19 protein-coding genes and 1 pseudogene are annotated in these 18,108 nt (G+C 63.7%); 8 read left to right on the top strand and 12 right to left on the bottom strand.

The annotated features are described in order from the left end of the window. Positions 1 to 35: 35 nt before the first annotated feature. Both N5P29_RS01645 and N5P29_RS01650 read right to left on the bottom strand, forming a co-directional pair. Positions 36 to 437: a VOC family protein gene (locus N5P29_RS01645; RefSeq protein ID WP_026267320.1), complete on the bottom strand. Its 402-nt coding sequence runs from the start codon at positions 435 to 437 to the stop codon at positions 36 to 38. 10 nt (positions 438 to 447) lie between these two features. After that, entirely contained in the window at positions 448 to 897 is a 450-nt protein-coding gene (locus N5P29_RS01650; RefSeq protein ID WP_262276957.1) for a helix-turn-helix transcriptional regulator, read from the bottom strand. A gap of 26 nt (positions 898 to 923) precedes the next feature. Between N5P29_RS01650 and N5P29_RS01655 the strand changes: the two genes are divergently transcribed. From N5P29_RS01655 to N5P29_RS01670, 4 genes are all read left to right on the top strand, one after another. After that, a complete protein-coding gene (locus N5P29_RS01655) occupies positions 924 to 1,541 on the top strand; it encodes an alpha/beta hydrolase (protein ID WP_262276958.1) in 618 nt (205 codons plus the stop codon). A 202-nt stretch (positions 1,542 to 1,743) separates the two neighbouring features. Continuing rightward, positions 1,744 to 2,742 carry a LacI family DNA-binding transcriptional regulator gene (locus N5P29_RS01660; RefSeq protein WP_262276959.1) on the top strand — a complete coding sequence of 333 codons (999 nt, stop codon included), beginning with the start codon at positions 1,744 to 1,746 and terminating at the stop codon, positions 2,740 to 2,742. 8 nt (positions 2,743 to 2,750) lie between these two features. Next, positions 2,751 to 3,482 carry an HAD family hydrolase gene (locus tag N5P29_RS01665; RefSeq protein WP_262276960.1) on the top strand — a complete coding sequence of 244 codons (732 nt, stop codon included), beginning with the start codon at positions 2,751 to 2,753 and terminating at the stop codon, positions 3,480 to 3,482. Between the two features lie 30 nt (positions 3,483 to 3,512). After that, on the top strand, positions 3,513 to 5,867 hold the full coding sequence (locus N5P29_RS01670) for a glycoside hydrolase family 65 protein (RefSeq protein WP_262276961.1): 2,355 nt from the start codon (positions 3,513 to 3,515) through the stop codon (positions 5,865 to 5,867). 5 nt (positions 5,868 to 5,872) lie between these two features. Here the strand turns inward: N5P29_RS01670 and N5P29_RS01675 are convergent, their stop codons facing one another. Further along, positions 5,873 to 6,046, bottom strand: a complete 174-nt coding sequence (locus N5P29_RS01675) for a YegP family protein (protein WP_262276962.1) — start codon at positions 6,044 to 6,046, stop codon at positions 5,873 to 5,875. A gap of 18 nt (positions 6,047 to 6,064) precedes the next feature. Next, on the bottom strand, positions 6,065 to 6,442 hold the full coding sequence (locus tag N5P29_RS01680; protein WP_262276963.1) for a hypothetical protein: 378 nt from the start codon (positions 6,440 to 6,442) through the stop codon (positions 6,065 to 6,067). Positions 6,443 to 6,587: 145 nt separating this feature from the next. Between N5P29_RS01680 and N5P29_RS01685 the strand changes: the two are divergent. Further along, positions 6,588 to 7,338: pseudogene (locus N5P29_RS01685) on the top strand (methyltransferase domain-containing protein). Positions 7,339 to 7,392: 54 nt separating this feature from the next. Here the strand turns inward: N5P29_RS01685 and N5P29_RS01690 are convergent. Together N5P29_RS01690 and N5P29_RS01695 are read right to left on the bottom strand one after the other, a co-directional pair. Then, positions 7,393 to 8,868 carry an HNH endonuclease gene (locus N5P29_RS01690; RefSeq protein ID WP_262276964.1) on the bottom strand — a complete coding sequence of 492 codons (1,476 nt, stop codon included), beginning with the start codon at positions 8,866 to 8,868 and terminating at the stop codon, positions 7,393 to 7,395. Between the two features lie 72 nt (positions 8,869 to 8,940). After that, positions 8,941 to 9,732, bottom strand: a complete 792-nt coding sequence (locus N5P29_RS01695; protein ID WP_262276965.1) for a TspO-related membrane protein — start codon at positions 9,730 to 9,732, stop codon at positions 8,941 to 8,943. A 111-nt stretch (positions 9,733 to 9,843) separates the two neighbouring features. Here N5P29_RS01695 and N5P29_RS01700 point away from each other — a divergent pair, with 111 nt between their 5' ends. Then, the gene (locus N5P29_RS01700) at positions 9,844 to 10,365 is read left to right on the top strand and encodes a MarR family winged helix-turn-helix transcriptional regulator (protein ID WP_262276966.1); all 522 of its coding nucleotides are present in this window, start codon (positions 9,844 to 9,846) and stop codon (positions 10,363 to 10,365) included. On the opposite strand, the gene N5P29_RS01705 is transcribed toward N5P29_RS01700, so the two are convergent. From N5P29_RS01705 to idi, 6 genes are read right to left on the bottom strand one after another with little or no spacing between them, the layout of a single operon-like run. After that, entirely contained in the window at positions 10,360 to 11,577 is a 1,218-nt protein-coding gene (locus N5P29_RS01705; RefSeq protein WP_262276967.1) for a prenyltransferase, read from the bottom strand. The two genes, N5P29_RS01700 and N5P29_RS01705, sit on opposite strands and share 6 nt — an antisense overlap. Further along, positions 11,574 to 11,924, bottom strand: a complete 351-nt coding sequence (locus N5P29_RS01710) for a lycopene cyclase domain-containing protein (protein WP_262276968.1) — start codon at positions 11,922 to 11,924, stop codon at positions 11,574 to 11,576. The genes N5P29_RS01705 and N5P29_RS01710 overlap by 4 nt, the downstream gene beginning before the upstream one ends. After that, positions 11,924 to 13,573, bottom strand: a complete 1,650-nt coding sequence (gene crtI / locus N5P29_RS01715) for a phytoene desaturase family protein (RefSeq protein ID WP_262276969.1) — start codon at positions 13,571 to 13,573, stop codon at positions 11,924 to 11,926. The genes N5P29_RS01710 and crtI overlap by 1 nt, the downstream gene beginning before the upstream one ends. Then, positions 13,570 to 14,475 (bottom strand): phytoene/squalene synthase family protein, encoded by a 906-nt coding sequence (locus N5P29_RS01720; RefSeq protein ID WP_262276970.1) that lies wholly within the window; start codon positions 14,473 to 14,475, stop codon positions 13,570 to 13,572. Before N5P29_RS01720 ends, crtI begins: the two co-directional genes overlap by 4 nt. After that, entirely contained in the window at positions 14,472 to 15,569 is a 1,098-nt protein-coding gene (locus N5P29_RS01725; RefSeq protein WP_262276971.1) for a polyprenyl synthetase family protein, read from the bottom strand. Before N5P29_RS01725 ends, N5P29_RS01720 begins: the two co-directional genes overlap by 4 nt. Further along, positions 15,566 to 16,120: an isopentenyl-diphosphate Delta-isomerase gene (gene idi, locus N5P29_RS01730; RefSeq protein ID WP_262276972.1), complete on the bottom strand. Its 555-nt coding sequence runs from the start codon at positions 16,118 to 16,120 to the stop codon at positions 15,566 to 15,568. Before idi ends, N5P29_RS01725 begins: the two co-directional genes overlap by 4 nt. 85 nt (positions 16,121 to 16,205) lie before the next feature. Here idi and N5P29_RS01735 point away from each other — a divergent pair, with 85 nt between their 5' ends. Both N5P29_RS01735 and N5P29_RS01740 read left to right on the top strand, forming a co-directional pair. Next, the gene (locus N5P29_RS01735) at positions 16,206 to 16,805 is read left to right on the top strand and encodes a MarR family winged helix-turn-helix transcriptional regulator (RefSeq protein ID WP_262276973.1); all 600 of its coding nucleotides are present in this window, start codon (positions 16,206 to 16,208) and stop codon (positions 16,803 to 16,805) included. Between the two features lie 120 nt (positions 16,806 to 16,925). Then, complete coding sequence (locus N5P29_RS01740; RefSeq protein WP_262276974.1) at positions 16,926 to 18,032, top strand: EAL domain-containing protein; 1,107 nt, start codon at positions 16,926 to 16,928, stop codon at positions 18,030 to 18,032. Positions 18,033 to 18,108 lie beyond the last annotated feature (76 nt).

The following is an 18,108-nucleotide window of genomic DNA, read 5'->3' on the forward strand; positions in this document are numbered from 1 at the left end:
GCCGTCGTCGAACCTTATGTGCGGGACCGGGGCGGTCAGCCCTGGTTGATGCGGATCATGTTGCCGGAGGGGTCGCGGAACGCGCAGTCGCGCGGTCCCCACGGCTGGTCGATGGGCTCTTGGAGGACCTCGGCGCCCGATGCGCGGAGCTTCTCGAAAGTGGCGTCGAGGTCGTCCGTGCTGAACACGAGCATGGGCATGACGCCCTTGGTGAGGAGTTCCTGGATGGCGTCGCCGTCGGCCTGGGAGCGGCCGGCATGCGGTGGGGAGAGAACGAGCTCAAGGTCCGGCTGGGCGTCGCTGCCCAGGGTCACCCAGCGCTGGCCGTCGGAGCCGACGTCGTTGCGGACCTCCAGGCCAAGGGCGTCGCGATAGAAGGCAAGCGACTCATCGACGTCGTTGACGGTAACGTGTGCGTACTTCAATGAAATGTTCATGAATCACACGCTATTGCAGCTGTGACGTGGCCGCTTCTTCGATCCTGCTCAGGTTGTTGCTGCCTTTTCTGTCCGGGCGCGTGTGCTGTTTGGCGATGCAGTTCGGCATGGCCTTGACCGCTTGGTGCTCCCGGGATCGGTACTCGCTGGGCGTGATTCCCACGATTTCGGTGAAGCGGCTGCTGAAGGAACCCAGGGACGTACAGCCGACCTCCATGCAGGCGTCGGTAACGCTGGTTCCTGCGCGCAGGAGGGCCATGGCCCGCTCGATCCGCCGCGTCATCAGATAGTTGTAGGGTGATTCCCCATAGGCGGCCTTGAACTGGCGGGAGAAGTGCGCCGGGGACATGAGGGCGCCGGCGGCCATGGTGGGCACATCCAAAGGACGCGCGTACTCGCGGTCTATGAAATCGCGGGCGCGCCGCAGATGGGCCAGGTTGGCCAGTTCCTGCGGAGTCATGCCGTCAGTCTACTAGGCTCGTGCCCATGGATTCAGTGGTCTGGTCAAAGCCCGAAAACCAGCGGAAAGGCACCCCGCTGCTGGTGATGCTTCACGGATACGGCACCAGTGAGCAGCGCATGGTTGACCTCTTTGACCATCTGCCTCCGGCCTTCACATGCGCCGCGTTGCGCGGACCAAAAGTCATTGGCGACCACTATGGCTGGTTCCTGCTGGACTACTTCCTCACCAACGACTTTGCGGACGTGATCACGTCCACCAACGCGGTGTTCGACTGGATCAATTCCGTTAAGGGCAACCACAGCAGCGTCAGCTTGCTGGGCTATTCGCAGGGCATGGCCATGGCCAGTACGTTGCTGCGGTTACGGCCCGAGGCCTTCAAGGCAACCGTGGGACTGTCCGGTTTCGTCCTGGACAACGATCTCCTGGCCCTGAGTGAGTCGTTCGACAGTCCGCCCCCGTTCTTCTGGGGGAGGGACAAAGCGGACCCTGTCATCAATGAGGACGCAATCGCCCACACGGAAGAGTGGTTGAACGCGAATACGGCCCTGACGGCGCGGACCTACCCGGGGATGGGACACAGGATCGAGCCGGCCGAACTGGTCGATGTCAGTGCATTCCTCAAGTTCTACGTGCTCGGTTAGCCGTGGATTAGACGGCATTCCCGCCGCGCAATCAAACCCGTGGTGAGATTCGCGTCACATTTTCGCATTCAACCGCACTCTATTGAATGACAAAATTGTAAGCGCTTACACTTTTGGCTGTTGTCCCCTCCGGGACATGCGCCAAGGCGTCAGGCGGGAATGGAAAGGGTTGAGGCCGTGTTGCATGGTTAGGTCTGACGGGGTGACGATCCAGGACGTGGCCGTCCTGTCCGGATTATCGATTTGCACCGTGTCCCGGGCACTCAGGAAACTCCCCAACGTTTCCGAAAAGGCCCAGTTGAGAGTGGCTGAGGCCGCAAGCAAGCTCGGTTACAAGGCCTCGGCGGCTGCCTCCAGGTTGGCCGGCGGAAATACAGGGTCCGTTGCCATCGTCGCCCCCACCGCTACGTCGTGGTTCTTCGCGCAGGCTGTCGAAGCGGCGGAGGAAGTCCTCGGTGACAGCGGCTACGACACAGTCCTGATCAGCCTCCGGAACAAAGCCACTGTTCGCAGGCAATTTTTTGAGAACCTCGAAAGCCTCGCCCACCGGGTCGACGGGCTGTTGCTGCTCAATATTGACCCCGACCCCGAAGAGCTGGAAGCGTTGGAAGCCTGCGGACTGGCAGTGGCCAGCGTAGGCATGCAAAATGTTCCGTGGGACAATGTAGGTATCGATGACGAACACGCGGCCTGGCAGGCAACCCAACACCTGCTGGACCTGGGCCATTGGGATCTGGCGGTTCTCTCGAGTGCTGAACCCGTTCTGAGTGACATCCCCAGATACCGTGGCTTCTGCCGTGCGCTGGATGAACACCACCTCACCGTCCACCCGGACCTTGTGGTCTCCTGTGATCCCAGCATCGACGACGGGCGACGCGCCATGGCTGAGCTCATCACGCGTGGCGCCCGGCCAACGGCGGTGTTCGCCCATTGCGACGAGGCTGCATTCGGCGCCATGACCGCGCTGCGCGAGTACGGTCTGTCCGTGCCGAAAAATGTGTCCGTGATCGGAATAGACGACCACCCCATGAGCGGGTTCCTCGGCCTCAGCACCGTGGCGCAACCGGTGGCTGATCAAGGCGCCTTCGCAGCGAACCTGCTGTGTGAACGACTCCTGAATAGCGAACCATCCCATCAACCCTCAAACCACTTGCTCGATACCAAGCTCATCGAACGCAAAACCACGCGCCACAAGCGCTGAACGGAACCATGCACATGACTGATCTTCGTAATGCCTGGACAGGCGCCTCGGCTCTTTTGTTCGACCTTGACGGCGTGCTGACGCCCACTGCAGTGGTGCACGAGCGAGCGTGGCAGGAACTGTTCGACGGATACCTGGCCGGAATCGGAAACCAGGATGGCTATCAGGAAAGCGACTACTTCGACCACATCGATGGCAAGCCACGCTTCGATGGGGTCCGGGACTTCCTGGCCTCCCGTGGCATCACGCTGCCCGAAGGTCCAACCGACGACGCCCCCACCAACCAGACCGTCCAAGGCCTCGGCAACCGCAAGAACGCCATCTTCAACGAGATCGTGGACACCCGCGGCGTCGAGCCGTATGAAGGATCAGTCAAATTCATCAACGCGGCCCTGGAACGGGGACTCAAAGTGGCCGTCGTTTCCTCCTCCCGGAATGCCCCGGCTGTGCTGAAAGCCGCGGGACTTGACCACCACTTCGAGGTGGTAGTCGACGGCCAGGTGGCCGCCGCCGTCGGACTTCCCGGCAAACCGGACCCGGCAACGTATGTGTACGCAGCAGGTCTCCTGGAGCTGCCCGTGGAGGAATGCATCGTGGTGGAAGACGCCGTGTCCGGCGTGCAGGCCGGCGCGGGGGCTCCGTTTCATGCCGTGATCGGCGTTGACCGCGGGGCAGGTCGGCAAACACTGCTGGACGCAGGCGCCACGCTCGTGGTCGATGACCTCTACGAACTTCTCTGACCCTACTTTTTCGAAGGATTTCAACCGCCCATGGCACTCATCAGCTCCGATCGGCTGCGTTTCCCCTGCGAGCCCTGGAAGCTTGTGGAAAACATCCACGTTCCCGGTGACGAGGGGACTCTGGAAACGCTGTTTGCGCTTGGCAACGGCCATCTTGGCATCCGTGGTTCGCATTCCACGGCCGGTGACGGGGAACTTCCCGGTACGTTCATCAATGGCTTCCATGAGATCTGGGACATCAAGCACGCCGAGAACGCCTACGGCTTTGCCCGGACGGGCCAGCGGATCGTCTACGTTCCGGATGCCAACAACTTCACGGTTTCCATCGACGGCGAAGCCCTGAGCCTGGCTGAGTCCACGGTGCTGGACTACCACCGCAGCGTGGACTTTTCCACGGGCGTTTACGAGGAACGCATCGTGTGGTCCTGCCGCTCGGGGGCTACGGTCACCACCGTTGAGCGCCGCGCTGTTGGGTTCGATTCCCGCGGATGTATTGGCCTGGAACTGTCCTTGTCGGCGGACCGTGACGTGTCCGCCGACATCACCTCCGGCGTCGTCAACCGCCAGGACCAGCCTGTGGAGGACCACTCGGTCCACGACCCCCGGCGTTCGGGCCGGCACGCAGGCCGGGTGCTTCTCCCACTTCACCTGCACGGCGCCGATGGTTCGCTGCGCCTTGCTTGGGAAACCTCAGAGTCCCGCCAGCGCGTAGCCATGGCTGTCGACCACTGGATTTCCGCCGAGGGCCAGCCGTTCGAGACGTTGGTGGCCGAGGACGAATCATCCGTCCGTTATGTCTTGGCCATCCACGACGGCGACACTTTCCGTCTTGAGAAGTCGGTCAGTTACGTAGTTGCCGGCTCTTCTGACACGGAAGACCGGGGCGAAAGCCTGGCCGCGGACGCAGAAGCCACCTTGGTGCCGTTCCCGGAGATCCTTGCGCAGAGCAAGGCGCATTACGACGAGTACTGGACCACGGCCGATGTCTCGATCGGTGGTCAGCCGGAGATGCAGCAGGCAGTTCGATGGAGCCTCTTCCAACTCGCGCAGGCCACCGCCCGTGCCGGAGTGGCCGGCATTCCCGCAAAGGGCGTGAGCGGTTCGGGCTATGAAGGCCACTATTTCTGGGATCAGGAGGTCTACCTCCTGCCTTACCTGACGTACACCAACCCGTGTGGTGCCAGGAAGGTCCTCGAATCACGGCATGCGATGCTTCCGGATGCCAGGGTGCGTGCCAAGGAACTCAGTGTGGACGGCGCGTTGTTCCCGTGGCGCACCATCAACGGTCTGGAAGCCAGCGCCTACTACGCGGCCGGCACAGCACAGTTCCACATTGCCGCGGCCATCGCCTTTGCTGCCAACCGCTACCAGTGGGCAAGCGGCGATGAGACGTTCAGTGCGGAGCTCGGTGCCGACCTGTTGATCGAGACAGCACGCATGTGGGCTTCCCTGGGCTTCTTCGGCAAAGACGGCATGTTCCACATCCACGGCGTCACCGGGCCGGACGAGTACACGGCAGTGGTCAACGACAACCTCTACACCAACGTCATGGCGCGCTTTAACCTCCGGGCAGCGGCCGCACTGGAACATGAGGGCATCGCGGAAACAGAGCGCATGGTCTGGAGGCAGGCCGCCGAACGGATGTCGCTTCCCTACGATCCCCACCTCCAGGTGTTCAGCCAGGACAACGACTTCATGACGCTGGAACCGTGGGACTGGAACACTCCCAAGTCCAAGTACCCGCTGCTGTTGAACTTCCACCCGCTGGTGATCTACCGGCACCAGGTCCTCAAGCAGGCCGACACCGTGCTGGCCATGTTCCTTCAGTGGCAGGACTTCACCGCGGAGGAAAAGCAGCGCGCCTTCGACTTCTACGATCCCATCACCACAGGTGACTCCACCCTGTCCGCGTGCGTCCAGGGAATCATGGCGGCCGAGGTGGGCTACGGCGATATCGCACTGAAGCACTTCACCGAAGCATTGTTCATCGACCTGGACAACTCCCACGGCAACACCATTGACGGCGTCCACATTGCTTCCACTGGCGGCATTTGGAGTTCCTTGGTGTGCGGCTTCGCCGGGATGCGCGACCAAGGCGCTGTCCTGCGTTTCGACCCCCGGCTGCCTGCTGAATGGGAGGGGCTGTCCTTCAGGCTTAAGGTGCAGGGACGACTGCTCGCCGTTGATCTGGCACAGGGGTCCATCGCGCTTACCCTCGTGGACGGTCCCGGTTACAGTGACCAGCCGCTGCAGGTGAAGGTGCGGGACCACGACGTCACCGTCGGTGCCGAGACCGTAACGGTCGCGCTGGACGATGTTCCTGTTCCGCCGCCGTCGATCTTCCCCAGCGTCTTCCCGACGGCGGGACTTCCGATCATCCGCTAGCCGCCTCAGAAGGCCCGTGACGTGTGGTCCTCAATCAGTCCGCTCGCCGCAATCTCCCGCAGCGAGTAGATGGCCTTGGCTGCCGACTTCCTGTCCCGGAAGCAGACGGAGAGGGCAAGTTCCGTCCCGTCATCATCGACGAGTCGAACACGGCAGTCTCCGTCTGCTTCCTCGAACAATTCAAATTACCCGGCCACCTAAGCAGCCCCCTTGCGGGAAGACGCTTCTGCTGCCGCACGCTGCCCGCGGTTTTCCGGGGTTCGACGCCGGTCCAACTCGCTGGTTATCAGTTCCAGGAGAGCTTGGGCCGGCTCGGAAAGGTGGTGGGTGTCAGGGGAGCCCAGCTGGTCGCAATGCAGGAGCACGTGGCGGATCCGCTCGAGTTCCCGGGACGGCACCAGGGGCCAGCGGTGAAACAGCTGCCTCACTGCTATGGCGCCCGGGAGTGCGTCGGGTTTGTTGGCTGCGGTGTGGGTTCCGTGGGGAACTGCTGCTCTTCGTCGAGCTACAGAAGCTGCGGAAGCTGCTGCCCCGTGGGTTTGCAAGGTGGTGGCTTTGAGGGAATTGGGGGCCATCTGGACCTCCCTGTGTGAAGCGAAGGAAGCCGGCTGCGTGACTTGAATGTAGCTTACAGAATGTGAGTTATGTCATGTCAATCGTTACGCCAGGCTACCGGCATTGTGGATTATCCTGCAGCGCGGGTCCTGTCACAGTGGCACCATGACCGACCAACAGGAGTTGTGGGACGAAGAAACCGCCGAGCGGTACGACACCCCGGGGGAGGGCATGTTCTCCCCGGCAGTTCTGGGTCCTACAGTGCAGGTCCTGTCAGAACTTGCCGGTGACGGTGCCGCCATCGAATTCGCCATCGGTACCGGCAGGGTGGCCGTGCCTGTCGCCGCAGCGGGCGTCCCGGTGAGCGGCATCGAACTACCCCACGCCATGATCCGCCGCCTGCGGACGAAAGTGGACCCCGAAACCATTCCCGTGGTCCAAGGTGACATGTCAGAAACACACATCCCGGGCGAATTTACGCTGGCGTATCTGGTGCTCAACACCATTGCGAACCTGTTGCCCCAGGACGAGCAGGTCCGTTGCTTCCAGAACGCTGCCCGGCATCTGGCACCCGGCGGCTGTTTCGTCATTGAGCTTTGGGTGCCACAATTGCGCTCGCTGCTGCCGGGACACGGGGTGACTGTGGAAGTGAGTCAGCCCGGGTACCTGTTGGGTGGATACCTATGACGTTCTTCGTCAGCACGTTATCTCCCACCACGTGCAGTTTGAGGAGGAGCTCTCCAACCGGGAAGCGCGGATAGGCCGGACACCGCACCGCTATATCTGGCCCAGCGAGCTGGACCTCATGGCCCGGTTGGCCGGATTCCAGTTGGAAGCCCGTTGGGCGGACTGGGATCGCAGCGAATTCACGGCGGAGTCGCGCAGCCACGGTTCCGTGTACCGGCTCGATGGCTGAAGCCTGGACAAACCTGCACTCGCGCCCGGGTGTCTCCACCCGGCTCCTGGCCTCTTAGACGCGTGTAAGGTCCCGGGAATCTACGGGATGCGGGTCCGGAGGCGATGCGGGCATAACTGTGCCTGGGGCGGCAGCCTCGGTACTGGCTTCGACCGGTCCTTCGGACGGCGCTGGTTCGATTCGGTGACCCGCATCGAGTTCGAGTCCTGGAAGGGGTGGGGCGGTGGAAAGGTAGCTGTGTCCGCTGGGTGTTTGGAGTGTGAGCGTGTGGCGGGTATCGGGGGCTGGTTCGGCCCGCTGGCCGGCGGTGCTTGTCCAGCCGGGCTGTTCTTTGCTGTGGTTGCAGGCTTCGCAGAGCCCGGCGCCGTTATCCAGGGTGGTGGGCCCGCCCTGGTGCCAGGGGATGATGTGGTCGGTGTGGCGGATGGGCGCGTCGCAGTAAGGGGTCCGGCAGGTGTGGTCGCGGGTTTCGATGAAGCGTCTGAGCCTCGGTGGGAAGAGCCTGGCTTTGGAGTCGGTGCTGATCAGGTCCCCGGTGGCCGGTGCGGTGTAGAGCCGGCGAAGCCACAGGCTGTACTCAGAGTCCACTGCGGGCTTTTCCCCTCCCGCCGTCGCCTGGGCGGGGTTTGTCAGTTCCCTTGCCCACTGGGCCGGGACGATGCCATAGCCCTGGAGTCGGGCCGGTTCACTGTCGCCTTGGAACAACGTACGGTCGGTCATGACGAGCTGAAGCTCAACCCCGTTGATTCCGCCGGCTTTGCCGGTCAGACGCTCAACGAGAGTGTCGGCCATGGCCTGGCCACGGGAACGTTCCACGGCACCGGGCCGCGACCGGGCCGTGTCCGCAGCCTTGGACAAGGCCGCAAACACCGCCACGCCTTGCGCCACCGGAAGCAGCGCGGTCAGGACGGTCATGGTGTCCGGGGCGGGCCGCAGGCTTACCGTCCGGTCCGACACGGCACGGCCCGCGCGTTGAGCGACAGTCCGCGGGTCCCGCCGGTACGCGGCGGCCCTCGCGGCGGCGACAATGACCTTATCCCCGGCTCCTTCGAACGTCCCGGTGTCAGCTGCAAGTTCGGCATCGACGCCGGCACGGTCCTCGACCGAAAGACACGCTGTCTCGCGCGCCAGCAACGTGGCCCGCCACTCACTCAACTGACCCGACTCGAGGGCAGCCATGGTGTGCGGCATCTCCGCCACCAACGCCTTGGCCAACCCGAACAGCCGGGCACCGCGGTTCGGGGACTCCCGGCGCGCCAACGCCACCTCCGCCCCGACGCCCCGGCCCTGCTCCGCCGCGGGAACACCCCGCGCGGCCTCGCTGGCGCGCTGGGCCGTATCAAAAGCAACAGCCACCCTTGCCTGCAACCCACAGATCGCAGACTTTAAAGCCTCCAACTCTCGAAGCTGGGCTATCAGCTCCCCGGTATCGGCGCTCAAGGGAAACGAACCGATGGCAACGATGCAATCAGCTACATCAGACAGGGGCGCGCCAGTTCTTTTCGTCTCCCCGAGGTGTATCTGCTCCATGCCCCAACTCTTCCAACCAACAACAGCACCCAAAAGGCACCAACCGCCCTATGTGGAAAAGCCAGCCAATCCCTAGGCCGCAGCCGCCACCACCCGCGCCCGCACCGTGATCGCAGCACCCAGGACCAAGGCGGCAGCGACGGCAGCCGCGATCGCCGTGGGGAATGACTCGGGGGCGTCGGAGCTGCGGCCAACGGTGATCCACACCAGACCCCATGCGATGGCAGCGGCCAATGCGAGCCGGCCATGGCCCTTGACGGCCAAGGCAACACCAACCACCGCAACCACTACAAGTACGGCAACCGACCACACCTCGGGCCGCAGGCCCAGGCCGGAGAAACCGCTGGCCTTCAACGCCGCCGCAATGTTGGCGCACACGGCGACGCTGGTCCAGCCGAGGTAGAGCCCCAGGGTTCCGTCCACCACCACAGCCTCAACCCAGGAGGCGGCGCGGGTGCGGCTGTAGCGCAGAAAAGCCAGGACCAAGGTGACCAGCAGCGCCAGAATCACCAGAACGCTGATGTAAAGCCAGCCCGCCTGGACGGACAGAATCCAGGTGGCATTGAGGACCATGGACGCAGCAACGGTCCAACCTAAGGCTCGTTGCCGGGGGTTTGAGCGCTGCGATGGCAGCCATTGCCACACGGTGTAGCCCACAAGCCCGGCGTAGACCACGGACCAGATGGAGAACGCAGGCGTGGCTGGTGCCAGGAGGGTTGAGTCGGCGGCTAACGCACCGCCGGCCGCCTGGGCGATGGGTGTCCCGCCGAAGACACCGACGCCGATCATCGAGCCAACGATGCAGACAACCAGGCTTGCCGTTACAGTGATTTGCCGCCTGAAATCTGTGCTCCCGGTTGCCATGTGATGAGCCTCTTTCCTTACGGGTTGTGCGGTTTCATGCATTCACGGGGTCCGTGACTTACTATCAAATTGCTAGTGAAGCGAGCTTTACGCTTATCGAAGGAACATCGGATGGATACGGAAGGCCACGCAAGGGGCTATTGGTACGGAAAAGACCCTGGACAGAAGGCCATCGCCATCGATGTCCTGAACGCACTGAGGGACTATCGGGCCTCCGAGCAAGCGATGCGCCGCCGGACACGTTCCGCCATGGGGATGGGCGAGAAAGACTTGCTGGCACTGCGATATCTGTTTGAGGCCGAAGCTGCCGGCAAGTTGATGAAGCCGAAGGATCTGGGCGACAAGCTCGGGATAACGTCGGCATCCATGACAACGTTGATCGACCGGCTGGTGGAGTCAGGCCATATTCGTCGTGAGCCCCACCCCACGGACCGCCGCGCACTGATCCTGAAGGCGACGCCGGGTTCGGACCAGGAAGTGCGCCACACCTTGGGCGGGATGCACCAACGGATGCTCGAAGCTGCATCTGCCCTGAGCCCCGACGAGTCCCGCGTAGTGGTGGACTTCCTCCTGCACATGCGCGAGGCGATGGACACCATCGATGAGGACCCCGGGGAGCCGGCCGGCTCATGACGTGAGGCTCCAGTGCAGGATGAAGATGAGTGTCACCAAAAATCCTGAGCCGTAGTTGAGCCAGATGAACCGCCGCCATGCCGTGTTGGTGCGTGCCGCCGTCGTGTCCGTCACGTTCCAGTACGGCGCGCAGTTGACGATGTAAGGGACGGCGATGATCGCCGCGAGCGGACCGGGCCACGGCGTTGCCAGCATGGCCAGGCCGGCTACCAGCCACAGCACGACGGCGAGGCGCACCGTCCGGCGGGCACCGATGACTGTCGCTATGGAGCCGATGCCGGCCTGCCGGTCCGGTTCGATGTCCTGGACGGCGCCAAAGGCATGCGCGGCCATTCCCCACAGGAAGAACGCGGCCAGCAGGATGATCAGTCCGGGCGTCACGTCGGCGCCGGCGATCGCAAGGCCGACGACGGCGGGACTCACGAAGTGCGTACTGGACGTTATCGAGTCCAAGACCGGGCGTTCCTTGAAGCGGAGTCCTGCGGCGGAGTAAGCCACCACCGCGAACGTGCTCACCAGCAAGGGCAGCCACGATGCCGGACCTCCTGCGAGCGCGAGTACCAGCAGGAACGGAATGTTGGTGATGGCGGCGAGCCAAAGCATGGGCCGGTGGAGCCTTGGTTGGAGCAGGGCGCCTTCGATGCCGCCTTTGCGTGGGTTCTTCAGGTCCGATTCGTAGTCGAAGACGTCGTTGATGCCGTACATGGCCAAGTTGTACGGGATCAGGAAGTAGAACGTTCCCACCACCAGCACCCAGTCGATCTGGCGGGTGGTCAGCAGCATTGCCGCGGCGAACGGATAGGCCGTATTGATCCAGCTGACGGGGCGTGATGCCAGCAGTGCCTGGGGGATGAGGCCCTTGAGCCGGGACGTCTCTCCCCGCGTTGCGTCGCCGTCGCGCTCGTGTCGTCGGGTCAGCCACATCCATAGGCCAGGGAGTGCCACCACGCCGGCCAGCGGATAGGCGAAGTCTTCAATAGGTGCCAGGCCGACCGTGACACCCAGGAGGTGGGAGGTGTCGTAGTGGAAGAGCTCCATGCCGATCATGACGGAGTCGAACACTGCAGTCAGGACAGCGAGTGCCGCGAAAGCCAGGCCCACGGCTTGCCAATGTCGCCGGGATTCACCGCGGGGCGACGCCTGAGCGGCAAAAGCCACCCCGGCCACTACTGCCGCGGCCACGAAGAGGAGTGCGAGCCAAAGGTAGGTCATGCGTTTTCACGCTCCCTCTCGAGACGCTTCCCCGGCGCAGGGGACAGGAGCCGCCGGGTACCGGTGTACAGCACCATGGTGCACAGGGTCAGGAAAAGCAGAAAAACGGGTTCCTCGATGGGTAGCTCCGGAGCAAGCAGGATACCAGTGGCGATATTCCCTTCTCCGCGGAGGAAGATCCCCAGCCCGATGCCGGCCGCGTCCCAGGAGAGGAAGAACAACAGCCCGACGGCGGTTACGGTCGCCGCTGCTTTTGCGTCGTGCCAGAAAAACAGCCGGAATCTGTGGTCGAGCAGCAGCATGCAGGTGATGCCAAGCAACAACGAAACCAGGTAAAGGACACCCATCAGCCAATCCTGCTGGCTACGGGCCTCACGCTGACTGGGCCGGTGCTGTGGTCTCCGCGGATTCTTTTCAGGACCAGCTCGGCACTGATGAGGCACATGGGTACGCCAACGCCCGGAGCGGTTGTGGCTCCCGCATAGTAGAGGCCTTGAACCCTTTTGGAGGCGTTCTGGGCCCGGAACATGGCGCTTTGTCCCAGGGTGTGTGCCGGTCCCAGCATGCCGCCGCGCCAGGAGTTGTAGTCCCGGGCAAAGTCGGCTGGACCGATCGTGTGACGGACCACGATCCGCTCGCGAAGGTCGGAAATGTTGGCCCACTCGGCGATCTGGTCGATGGCGGCGTCGGCTGTTCGTTCTATGAGGATGTCGCCGGTTCCGTCCGGTCCCCCGGAACCCAGGGACGGATCAGCCGGGACAGGGACCAGGACAAAAAGGTTTTCATGATCAGCGGGAGCCACCGCCGAATCCGTGGCGCTGGGTTTGCACACGTAAATCGACGCGGGATCGGGGATTCCGGTTTCCGCCCCGAAGATGGAAGCGAAGTTCGCTTCCCAGTCCCGGGTGAAGAACAACGAATGGTGGGGCAGCTCCGGGAGTTTGCCTTTGACTCCCAGCATCACCAGGACGGCGCCGGGCCCGCTGGTGCGCCGCCGCCACCAGGAATTGGGGTAGCTGCGGTCCCGTACGCCGAGCAGTTGGGTTTCGGTATGGTGCAGGTCGGCGCCGGAGACCACCAGGTCGGCCACGCTGTAGTGCTCGGTCCCCGAGGTATCGCGCCATCTCACCCCGGTGACTTCACGGTGGTCCTTGCCGGAGAAAGCCGCGGGAAGCCTTACGCCGTCAAAACGGCCCACTTTTTTGGTCCGTGTGGCTTCGCGTGTGGTGATCTTGAGTGCCTCCGCACCCGTGTGGATCCTTACGCCTGCTTGGAGGGCCAGGGCTTCGAGCCGGACCACGAGCTCCCGGAAGCCACCCATCGGGTATTGCACCCCGTCGCCCAGGTCCAGGGCGCTCATCAGGTGGTACATCGCCGGCGCGTCGGAGGGGCTGGTGCCCAGGAACACGGCCGGGTAGCCCAGTACTTGCCGCAGGACCGGATGCTCGAAGCGATGGGCCACGTACTTGTCCAAGGGAGTCAGGAGAAGTTGCGCCAGTTTGGGCAGGCTCCGCAGCACCTCGGGCTGGAGCAGGGCCTGGAGCTTGGTGAAGGGGTTGTAGAGGAAATAGCGTTCGGCCATCTCTGTGGTGTGCCGTGCCGATGCCAGGTAGGTGGCCAACTCCTTGGCGCTTCCGGGCTCCACTTTTTCGAACGTCTCCAGAACCTGTTCGCTGCCCAAGGGGACGGTCAACGGCTCCAGCCGGCCGCCGTCATCCGGTTCGCTGAAGACGCGGTAGGCGGGATTGAGGCTGTGCAGGTCCAGCTGTTCGGCGGTGCTGGTCCCCAGGAGCTCGAAGAAATGGTCGAAAACGCCGGGCATGAGGTACCAGGAGGGGCCGGTATCGAAGCGGAAGCCGTTCCGTTCCAGGCTGCCGGCCCGGCCGCCCACTTCGCTGCGCTGTTCGAGGAGCTGGACCTCGTGGCCTTCGTGGGCGAGCAATGCGGCGGTGGCAAGCCCAGCGATGCCACCGCCGATCACGACGGTCCGTTTCATCGGTGCATCTCCATCCAGGTTGAGGCGACGGCGCGCGCGGCGAGTCCGGCTTTTACCGCGTCGGGGACACGGACCCGTGAACGGTAGAGCTCGTCCACGGTCGTCTGTTCAATCTTGTCGGTCAGGGCTGTGAACAGCGAAAGGGCGCTCCGGACGGCTGCCCGGGCATCACGTGGCAGGAGGGGGATGACGGCATTGGCATCGGCCAGCTGGGCCCTGATGGTGCGCACCCATTCCATGCGGTCCCGGTCTTCGAGATGCTCCGAGGTGCCCAGGTAGCTGCGGCCCAGGCGTGTGGTGTCATCGGCGAGGTCGCGCAGGAAGTTGATGTTCTGGAAAGCGGCCCCCAAGCGGCTGGCGCCGTGCTGCAGCGCCGCGGCGTCGCCGTCGTCGATGTTCTCATCCCGCATGAAGACGCGTAGGCACATCAGGCCCACCACCTCGGCGGAACCGTGGACGTAACCCTGGTGGGCGTCGGCGTCGAAGCGCAGGGGAGCGGCGGGGGCCGAAATGCGCCCGCCGAGGTCGGTGCGCATCGATTCGAAGAACGGATCGATCAGGGAATCGTCGATCCGGGCTGCCCGGGCGGTCTGCGCGAACGAGTGGATGATGAGGTCGCTACTGTAGCCAAGTTTCACGGCGCGGTGGGTTTCATCAATGAAGTGCGAGAGGGCATCGCACTGCTCCTGGTAGCTGAGCCCCGCCTCGGCGGTGACACCGTCCACGAGTTCGTCCGCGACCCGCACCAGGGCGTAAATGTTGCGCACATGCTGGCGGTGCCGCGGGCCCAGCAGTTTGCAGGCCAGGCCGAACGACGTGGAGTAGGCGGCGATGACCTGGTTGGCCGCCCGCTCGGCGGTCCGGGTGAAATGGCTGAAAGAGGTGTCCATGGTGACGCTCATGACTGCCGTCCTTCCAGTTGCCCGGCAAGATCCAGCAAGACCCGGCACACGCCCGGCGGAATGGTGCTGTCCAGGAGGTCGGTAAAGGCCTGCATCTGTTCCCGGATGAGTCCGTTGACGAAGGTCTCGGCCCCGCAGTCGGCCAGTTGGCGGCGGACACGCTCGCACTCGGCGCCATTGAGTTCGGGCCTGCCGAAGAATGGCTCAATCTCCACCCACGAAGCAGTGGTGCGGGCATGGGCGATGATCGCGGTTTCCTTGCCCTCGCGCAGATCAGAAAAGGGATCCTTGCCGTGCCGGCGGGGATCCCCGAACGTGGACAGGAGGTCGTCCTGGAGCTGGAACGCCAGGCCCAGATGGCGGCCGGCGGTGGCGAGCGCATTTTCGACGGCGAAGTCGGCACCTGCCAGCGCTGCGGCGGCCCGCAAGGGAAGCTCGAAGGTGTAGGTGGCCGTCTTGTAGCCGCACATGACGAGGATGGTTTCGAGCTGGGGGTCGATGATGCCGTCACCCAGGCCGACGTCCAGCTGCTCACCGGCCACGGTTTCGTTGATGGTGTGTTCCAGGAGGTCCAGTAGGCGCAACCTGAGCGTGTGGGGGAGGTCTGCCCTGGCGAAGGCTTGGTGGGTGGCCGCGAGGAGCATGTCCCCCATGAGGATGCCGCCGGTTTGGGCCCAGTGGAGGTCGCTGCCTTCACGGGTTCCCTCGACGCTGTTTCGGGGAAGAGCCTGGGCTTCTGCGAGGAGGGAGCCGATGAGGTTGGGGTGTCCGCGCCGGACGAGGTCGCCGTCGATCACGTCGTCGTGCAGCAGGAAGGAGTAGTGGAGGAGTTCGATCGCGGCCGCAATGCTGATCGCGGTTTCGCGGTGGTTCGTTCCGGGTTGGTGGAGTGCTTCGTAGCTTTCCATCAGCAGCAGGGGGCGGACGAACTTTCCGCCCAGGACGTTGTGGCCGGCGAGCTCCCACAGCCTGGTGAAGTGGGGACCATAGGCGGTTGCTGCGCTGGCCCGTTTTCCAATGAGGCCGCTCAGTTCATTCTCGATCGCGGTGCAGAGGTCGGTGCGGCTGCGTAAGGCGCCGGAGGTCACGGTCATGCTTTGGCTCCAGTTTCGGATTCGAGCACCCTTGCCTCGAGGAGTTGCGGGAATTGAAGGCCCAGCCAGGGACTGAAGACGGCGGGGCTGCGCTCCAGGGACTTGGCCAGCATTGCCGGGGACATCCAGGCCCAGTCGGCCACCTCGGCGGGGTTGGGGTTAACCTCGCCGCCGATCCTGGCGATGTAGACCGGGCAGATTTCGTTCTCCACGATGCCCGTGGGGTCGACGGCCCTGTAGCGGAAGTGGGGGAGGGCGGGTTTGATCCTGTTGGCGTCCACTCCCAGTTCGAAGCGTGCACGGCGCGTCACCGCGTCCAGGGGATCTTCGCCTGGGCCGGGGTGGCCGCAGAAGCTGTTGGTCCAGATTCCGGGCCAGGTCTTCTTTTCCGGCGAACGGCGGGTCAGGAGGATTTCGCCGTCGTCGTTGAGGAGGTAGCAGGAGAAGGCGAGGTGGAGCGGCGTCTGCCGCGTGTGCACCCGGGCCTTGGGTGCCTCGCCGATGGGCCTGCCGGCGTCGTCAAGGAGGACCACCATCTCTGTCACGTTCATTGTGCGCCTTCCTCCCACAGTTGATATTGCTAGACAAGCTAGAAGAAAGGCTACCATGTAAGAAGTTAGGTGTAACATACTCAGCATGTCCAGACCTGAAGAAATACCGGAGGAACCCGGCTTGCCGGCACAGGACGGTATTTATCACCTGGATGCAAACGATCCCCATCAGGAATTGGTCGACCGTTCCTGCCTTTCGGACGCCGATATCCAGCAAATCAGCGGGCTCATGGCCGCGCTCGGAAGGCTCCGCGACGCCGAACAGCGCCTCGCCGACGCCTCCCTCCGCTATATGAAGCTCAACCAATCGGACATGCGCGCACTGCACTACCTGATTGTCTGCGCCAACCAGGGCATCATCGCCACGCCCGGGGCGATAGCGTCCCAGCTGAATATTTCGACGGCGTCCACCACCAAGCTGCTCGACCGGCTGGAACGCGCCGGCCATGTGACAAGGCGTGCGCACCCTTCCGACCGAAGGGCCCTCGCTATCGCCATCACGCCGGAGACCCACGACGCCGCCATGCGCACTGTGGGCAAGCAACAGGCCGGGCGTTTCCTGGCGGCGGCCCGGCTGAGCCCTGAGGAGCGGGGCGTCGTGATGCGGTTCCTGGATGACATGGCCCGGGAAATCGACGTCAACGGCGGGGCCTGGCCCGCGGCTTCCAGCGGAAGGATCCCGTGATTCGGACCATAAGTGTGAGCCGGATGACACTTTTCTCTGTAAGATGCGAGGCAGGGCCCTCATGAGGCGGGCCAGCAGTTGTCTGGCCTGGCCAGCGGGGGACACACAAAGGAATATTTGATGGCTCAAGAAGCGGGCTCTCTTTCACCGGATAACCACGCGCAAAGCAGCAACCAGGATGGCACTGGGGAGACGCCGTTCGCTGACGAAGTGACAATGAGGGCGCAGGTCCTCGACATCATCGAGTCCATTCTTGAGGACGCCGAACCACGCAGCGAGGGAGCCAGGGCCAGGCTCCGCGAGCTGCTTGACGAGAGTCCGGACGATCCCGAGGGCGCCCTGCTGCAGCACTTGCTCCTCACCCGCAAGACAACACAGCCGGCGGCCAACGTTCCTGTCCAGCTTGAACACTCCAGCCTGCACCTGGAATCCTCGGATGCCTCTCGGAGCGTCCTCGTGCCCGTGAGTCACGATGTCCGTGCCGGCATTCAATCCGTCCTGGCCGACAAGCTCCTCCTGACCGCTTTCCAGCCAGTCCATTCGGTCCCCAAGGGCGAGCCGATCGGCGTCGAAGCCCTGACGAGGTTCATTGGCGAGGACGGGGCGGGTGCCGATGTCTGGTTCAGCGAAGCCGCTGCGGCCGGACTGGGGACTGAGCTTGAAATCGCTGCGCTGCATTGCGCGCTGATGGCTGCCCACGATGTCCCCGAAAACATGTTCGTCGCGCTGAACCTTACGCCTGCTACGTCCCACGATCCCCGGGTGCGGAACCTGCTGGCCGCTGCGGCCTTGGCGCCGGAGAGAATCATTGTTGAACTGACCGGTGGCCTCGAATCGATCGTGGCCCAATCGGACGGTGAAGGTCTCGAACGGCTTCGTGCCTTGGGGCTGCGGGTATCGATCAGTGCCTCGGGAGCTGCCTTGGTTTCCTTGGACAGCATTGAGCAGCTGCGTCCCGACATCATCAAACTGGACCGCCACCTGATCGAAGGAATCGCCGCCAACGAAGGCCAGAAGCTCCGGGCCCGCGCCATTGTGGAGCTGGCCCGCGAAATCGGTGCTGAGGTCCACGCGCAGGGCATCGAAACGGCCGAGGAACTCCAGGAAGTCACGGCCCTGAACGTCACCGCGGCGCAGGGTTACCTGCTGGGACGCCCTTCTGTCCATCCACTCGATTGGTCTGCCTGGAGCGTCCGCGCTCAGTCGGAACCGCAGCGCGCGGGCTGACTATCGCCTGAACGACGACGCCGGCCCGCACCCGGGCGCGGGCCCTGACCAACCTCACGGACTTTTTTGAGCTTGT

Origin of the sequence: Paenarthrobacter sp. JL.01a (genome assembly GCF_025452095.1) — a bacterium.
Taxonomy (GTDB): domain Bacteria; phylum Actinomycetota; class Actinomycetes; order Actinomycetales; family Micrococcaceae; genus Arthrobacter.

Coding starts and splice junctions, on each gene's coding strand:
- N5P29_RS01645 (WP_026267320.1), bottom strand. CDS start 437: ATGAACATTTCATTGAAGTACGCACACGTTACCGTCAACGACGTCGAT.
- N5P29_RS01650 (WP_262276957.1), bottom strand. CDS start 897: ATGACTCCGCAGGAACTGGCCAACCTGGCCCATCTGCGGCGCGCCCGC.
- N5P29_RS01655 (WP_262276958.1), top strand. CDS start 924: ATGGATTCAGTGGTCTGGTCAAAGCCCGAAAACCAGCGGAAAGGCACC.
- N5P29_RS01665 (WP_262276960.1), top strand. CDS start 2,751: ATGCACATGACTGATCTTCGTAATGCCTGGACAGGCGCCTCGGCTCTT.
- N5P29_RS01670 (WP_262276961.1), top strand. CDS start 3,513: ATGGCACTCATCAGCTCCGATCGGCTGCGTTTCCCCTGCGAGCCCTGG.
- N5P29_RS01680 (WP_262276963.1), bottom strand. CDS start 6,442: ATGGCCCCCAATTCCCTCAAAGCCACCACCTTGCAAACCCACGGGGCA.
- N5P29_RS01690 (WP_262276964.1), bottom strand. CDS start 8,868: ATGGAGCAGATACACCTCGGGGAGACGAAAAGAACTGGCGCGCCCCTG.
- N5P29_RS01695 (WP_262276965.1), bottom strand. CDS start 9,732: ATGGCAACCGGGAGCACAGATTTCAGGCGGCAAATCACTGTAACGGCA.
- N5P29_RS01700 (WP_262276966.1), top strand. CDS start 9,844: ATGGATACGGAAGGCCACGCAAGGGGCTATTGGTACGGAAAAGACCCT.
- N5P29_RS01705 (WP_262276967.1), bottom strand. CDS start 11,577: ATGACCTACCTTTGGCTCGCACTCCTCTTCGTGGCCGCGGCAGTAGTG.
- N5P29_RS01710 (WP_262276968.1), bottom strand. CDS start 11,924: ATGGGTGTCCTTTACCTGGTTTCGTTGTTGCTTGGCATCACCTGCATG.
- crtI (WP_262276969.1), bottom strand. CDS start 13,573: ATGAAACGGACCGTCGTGATCGGCGGTGGCATCGCTGGGCTTGCCACC.
- N5P29_RS01720 (WP_262276970.1), bottom strand. CDS start 14,475: ATGAGCGTCACCATGGACACCTCTTTCAGCCATTTCACCCGGACCGCC.
- N5P29_RS01725 (WP_262276971.1), bottom strand. CDS start 15,569: ATGACCGTGACCTCCGGCGCCTTACGCAGCCGCACCGACCTCTGCACC.
- idi (WP_262276972.1), bottom strand. CDS start 16,120: ATGAACGTGACAGAGATGGTGGTCCTCCTTGACGACGCCGGCAGGCCC.
- N5P29_RS01735 (WP_262276973.1), top strand. CDS start 16,206: ATGTCCAGACCTGAAGAAATACCGGAGGAACCCGGCTTGCCGGCACAG.
- N5P29_RS01740 (WP_262276974.1), top strand. CDS start 16,926: ATGGCTCAAGAAGCGGGCTCTCTTTCACCGGATAACCACGCGCAAAGC.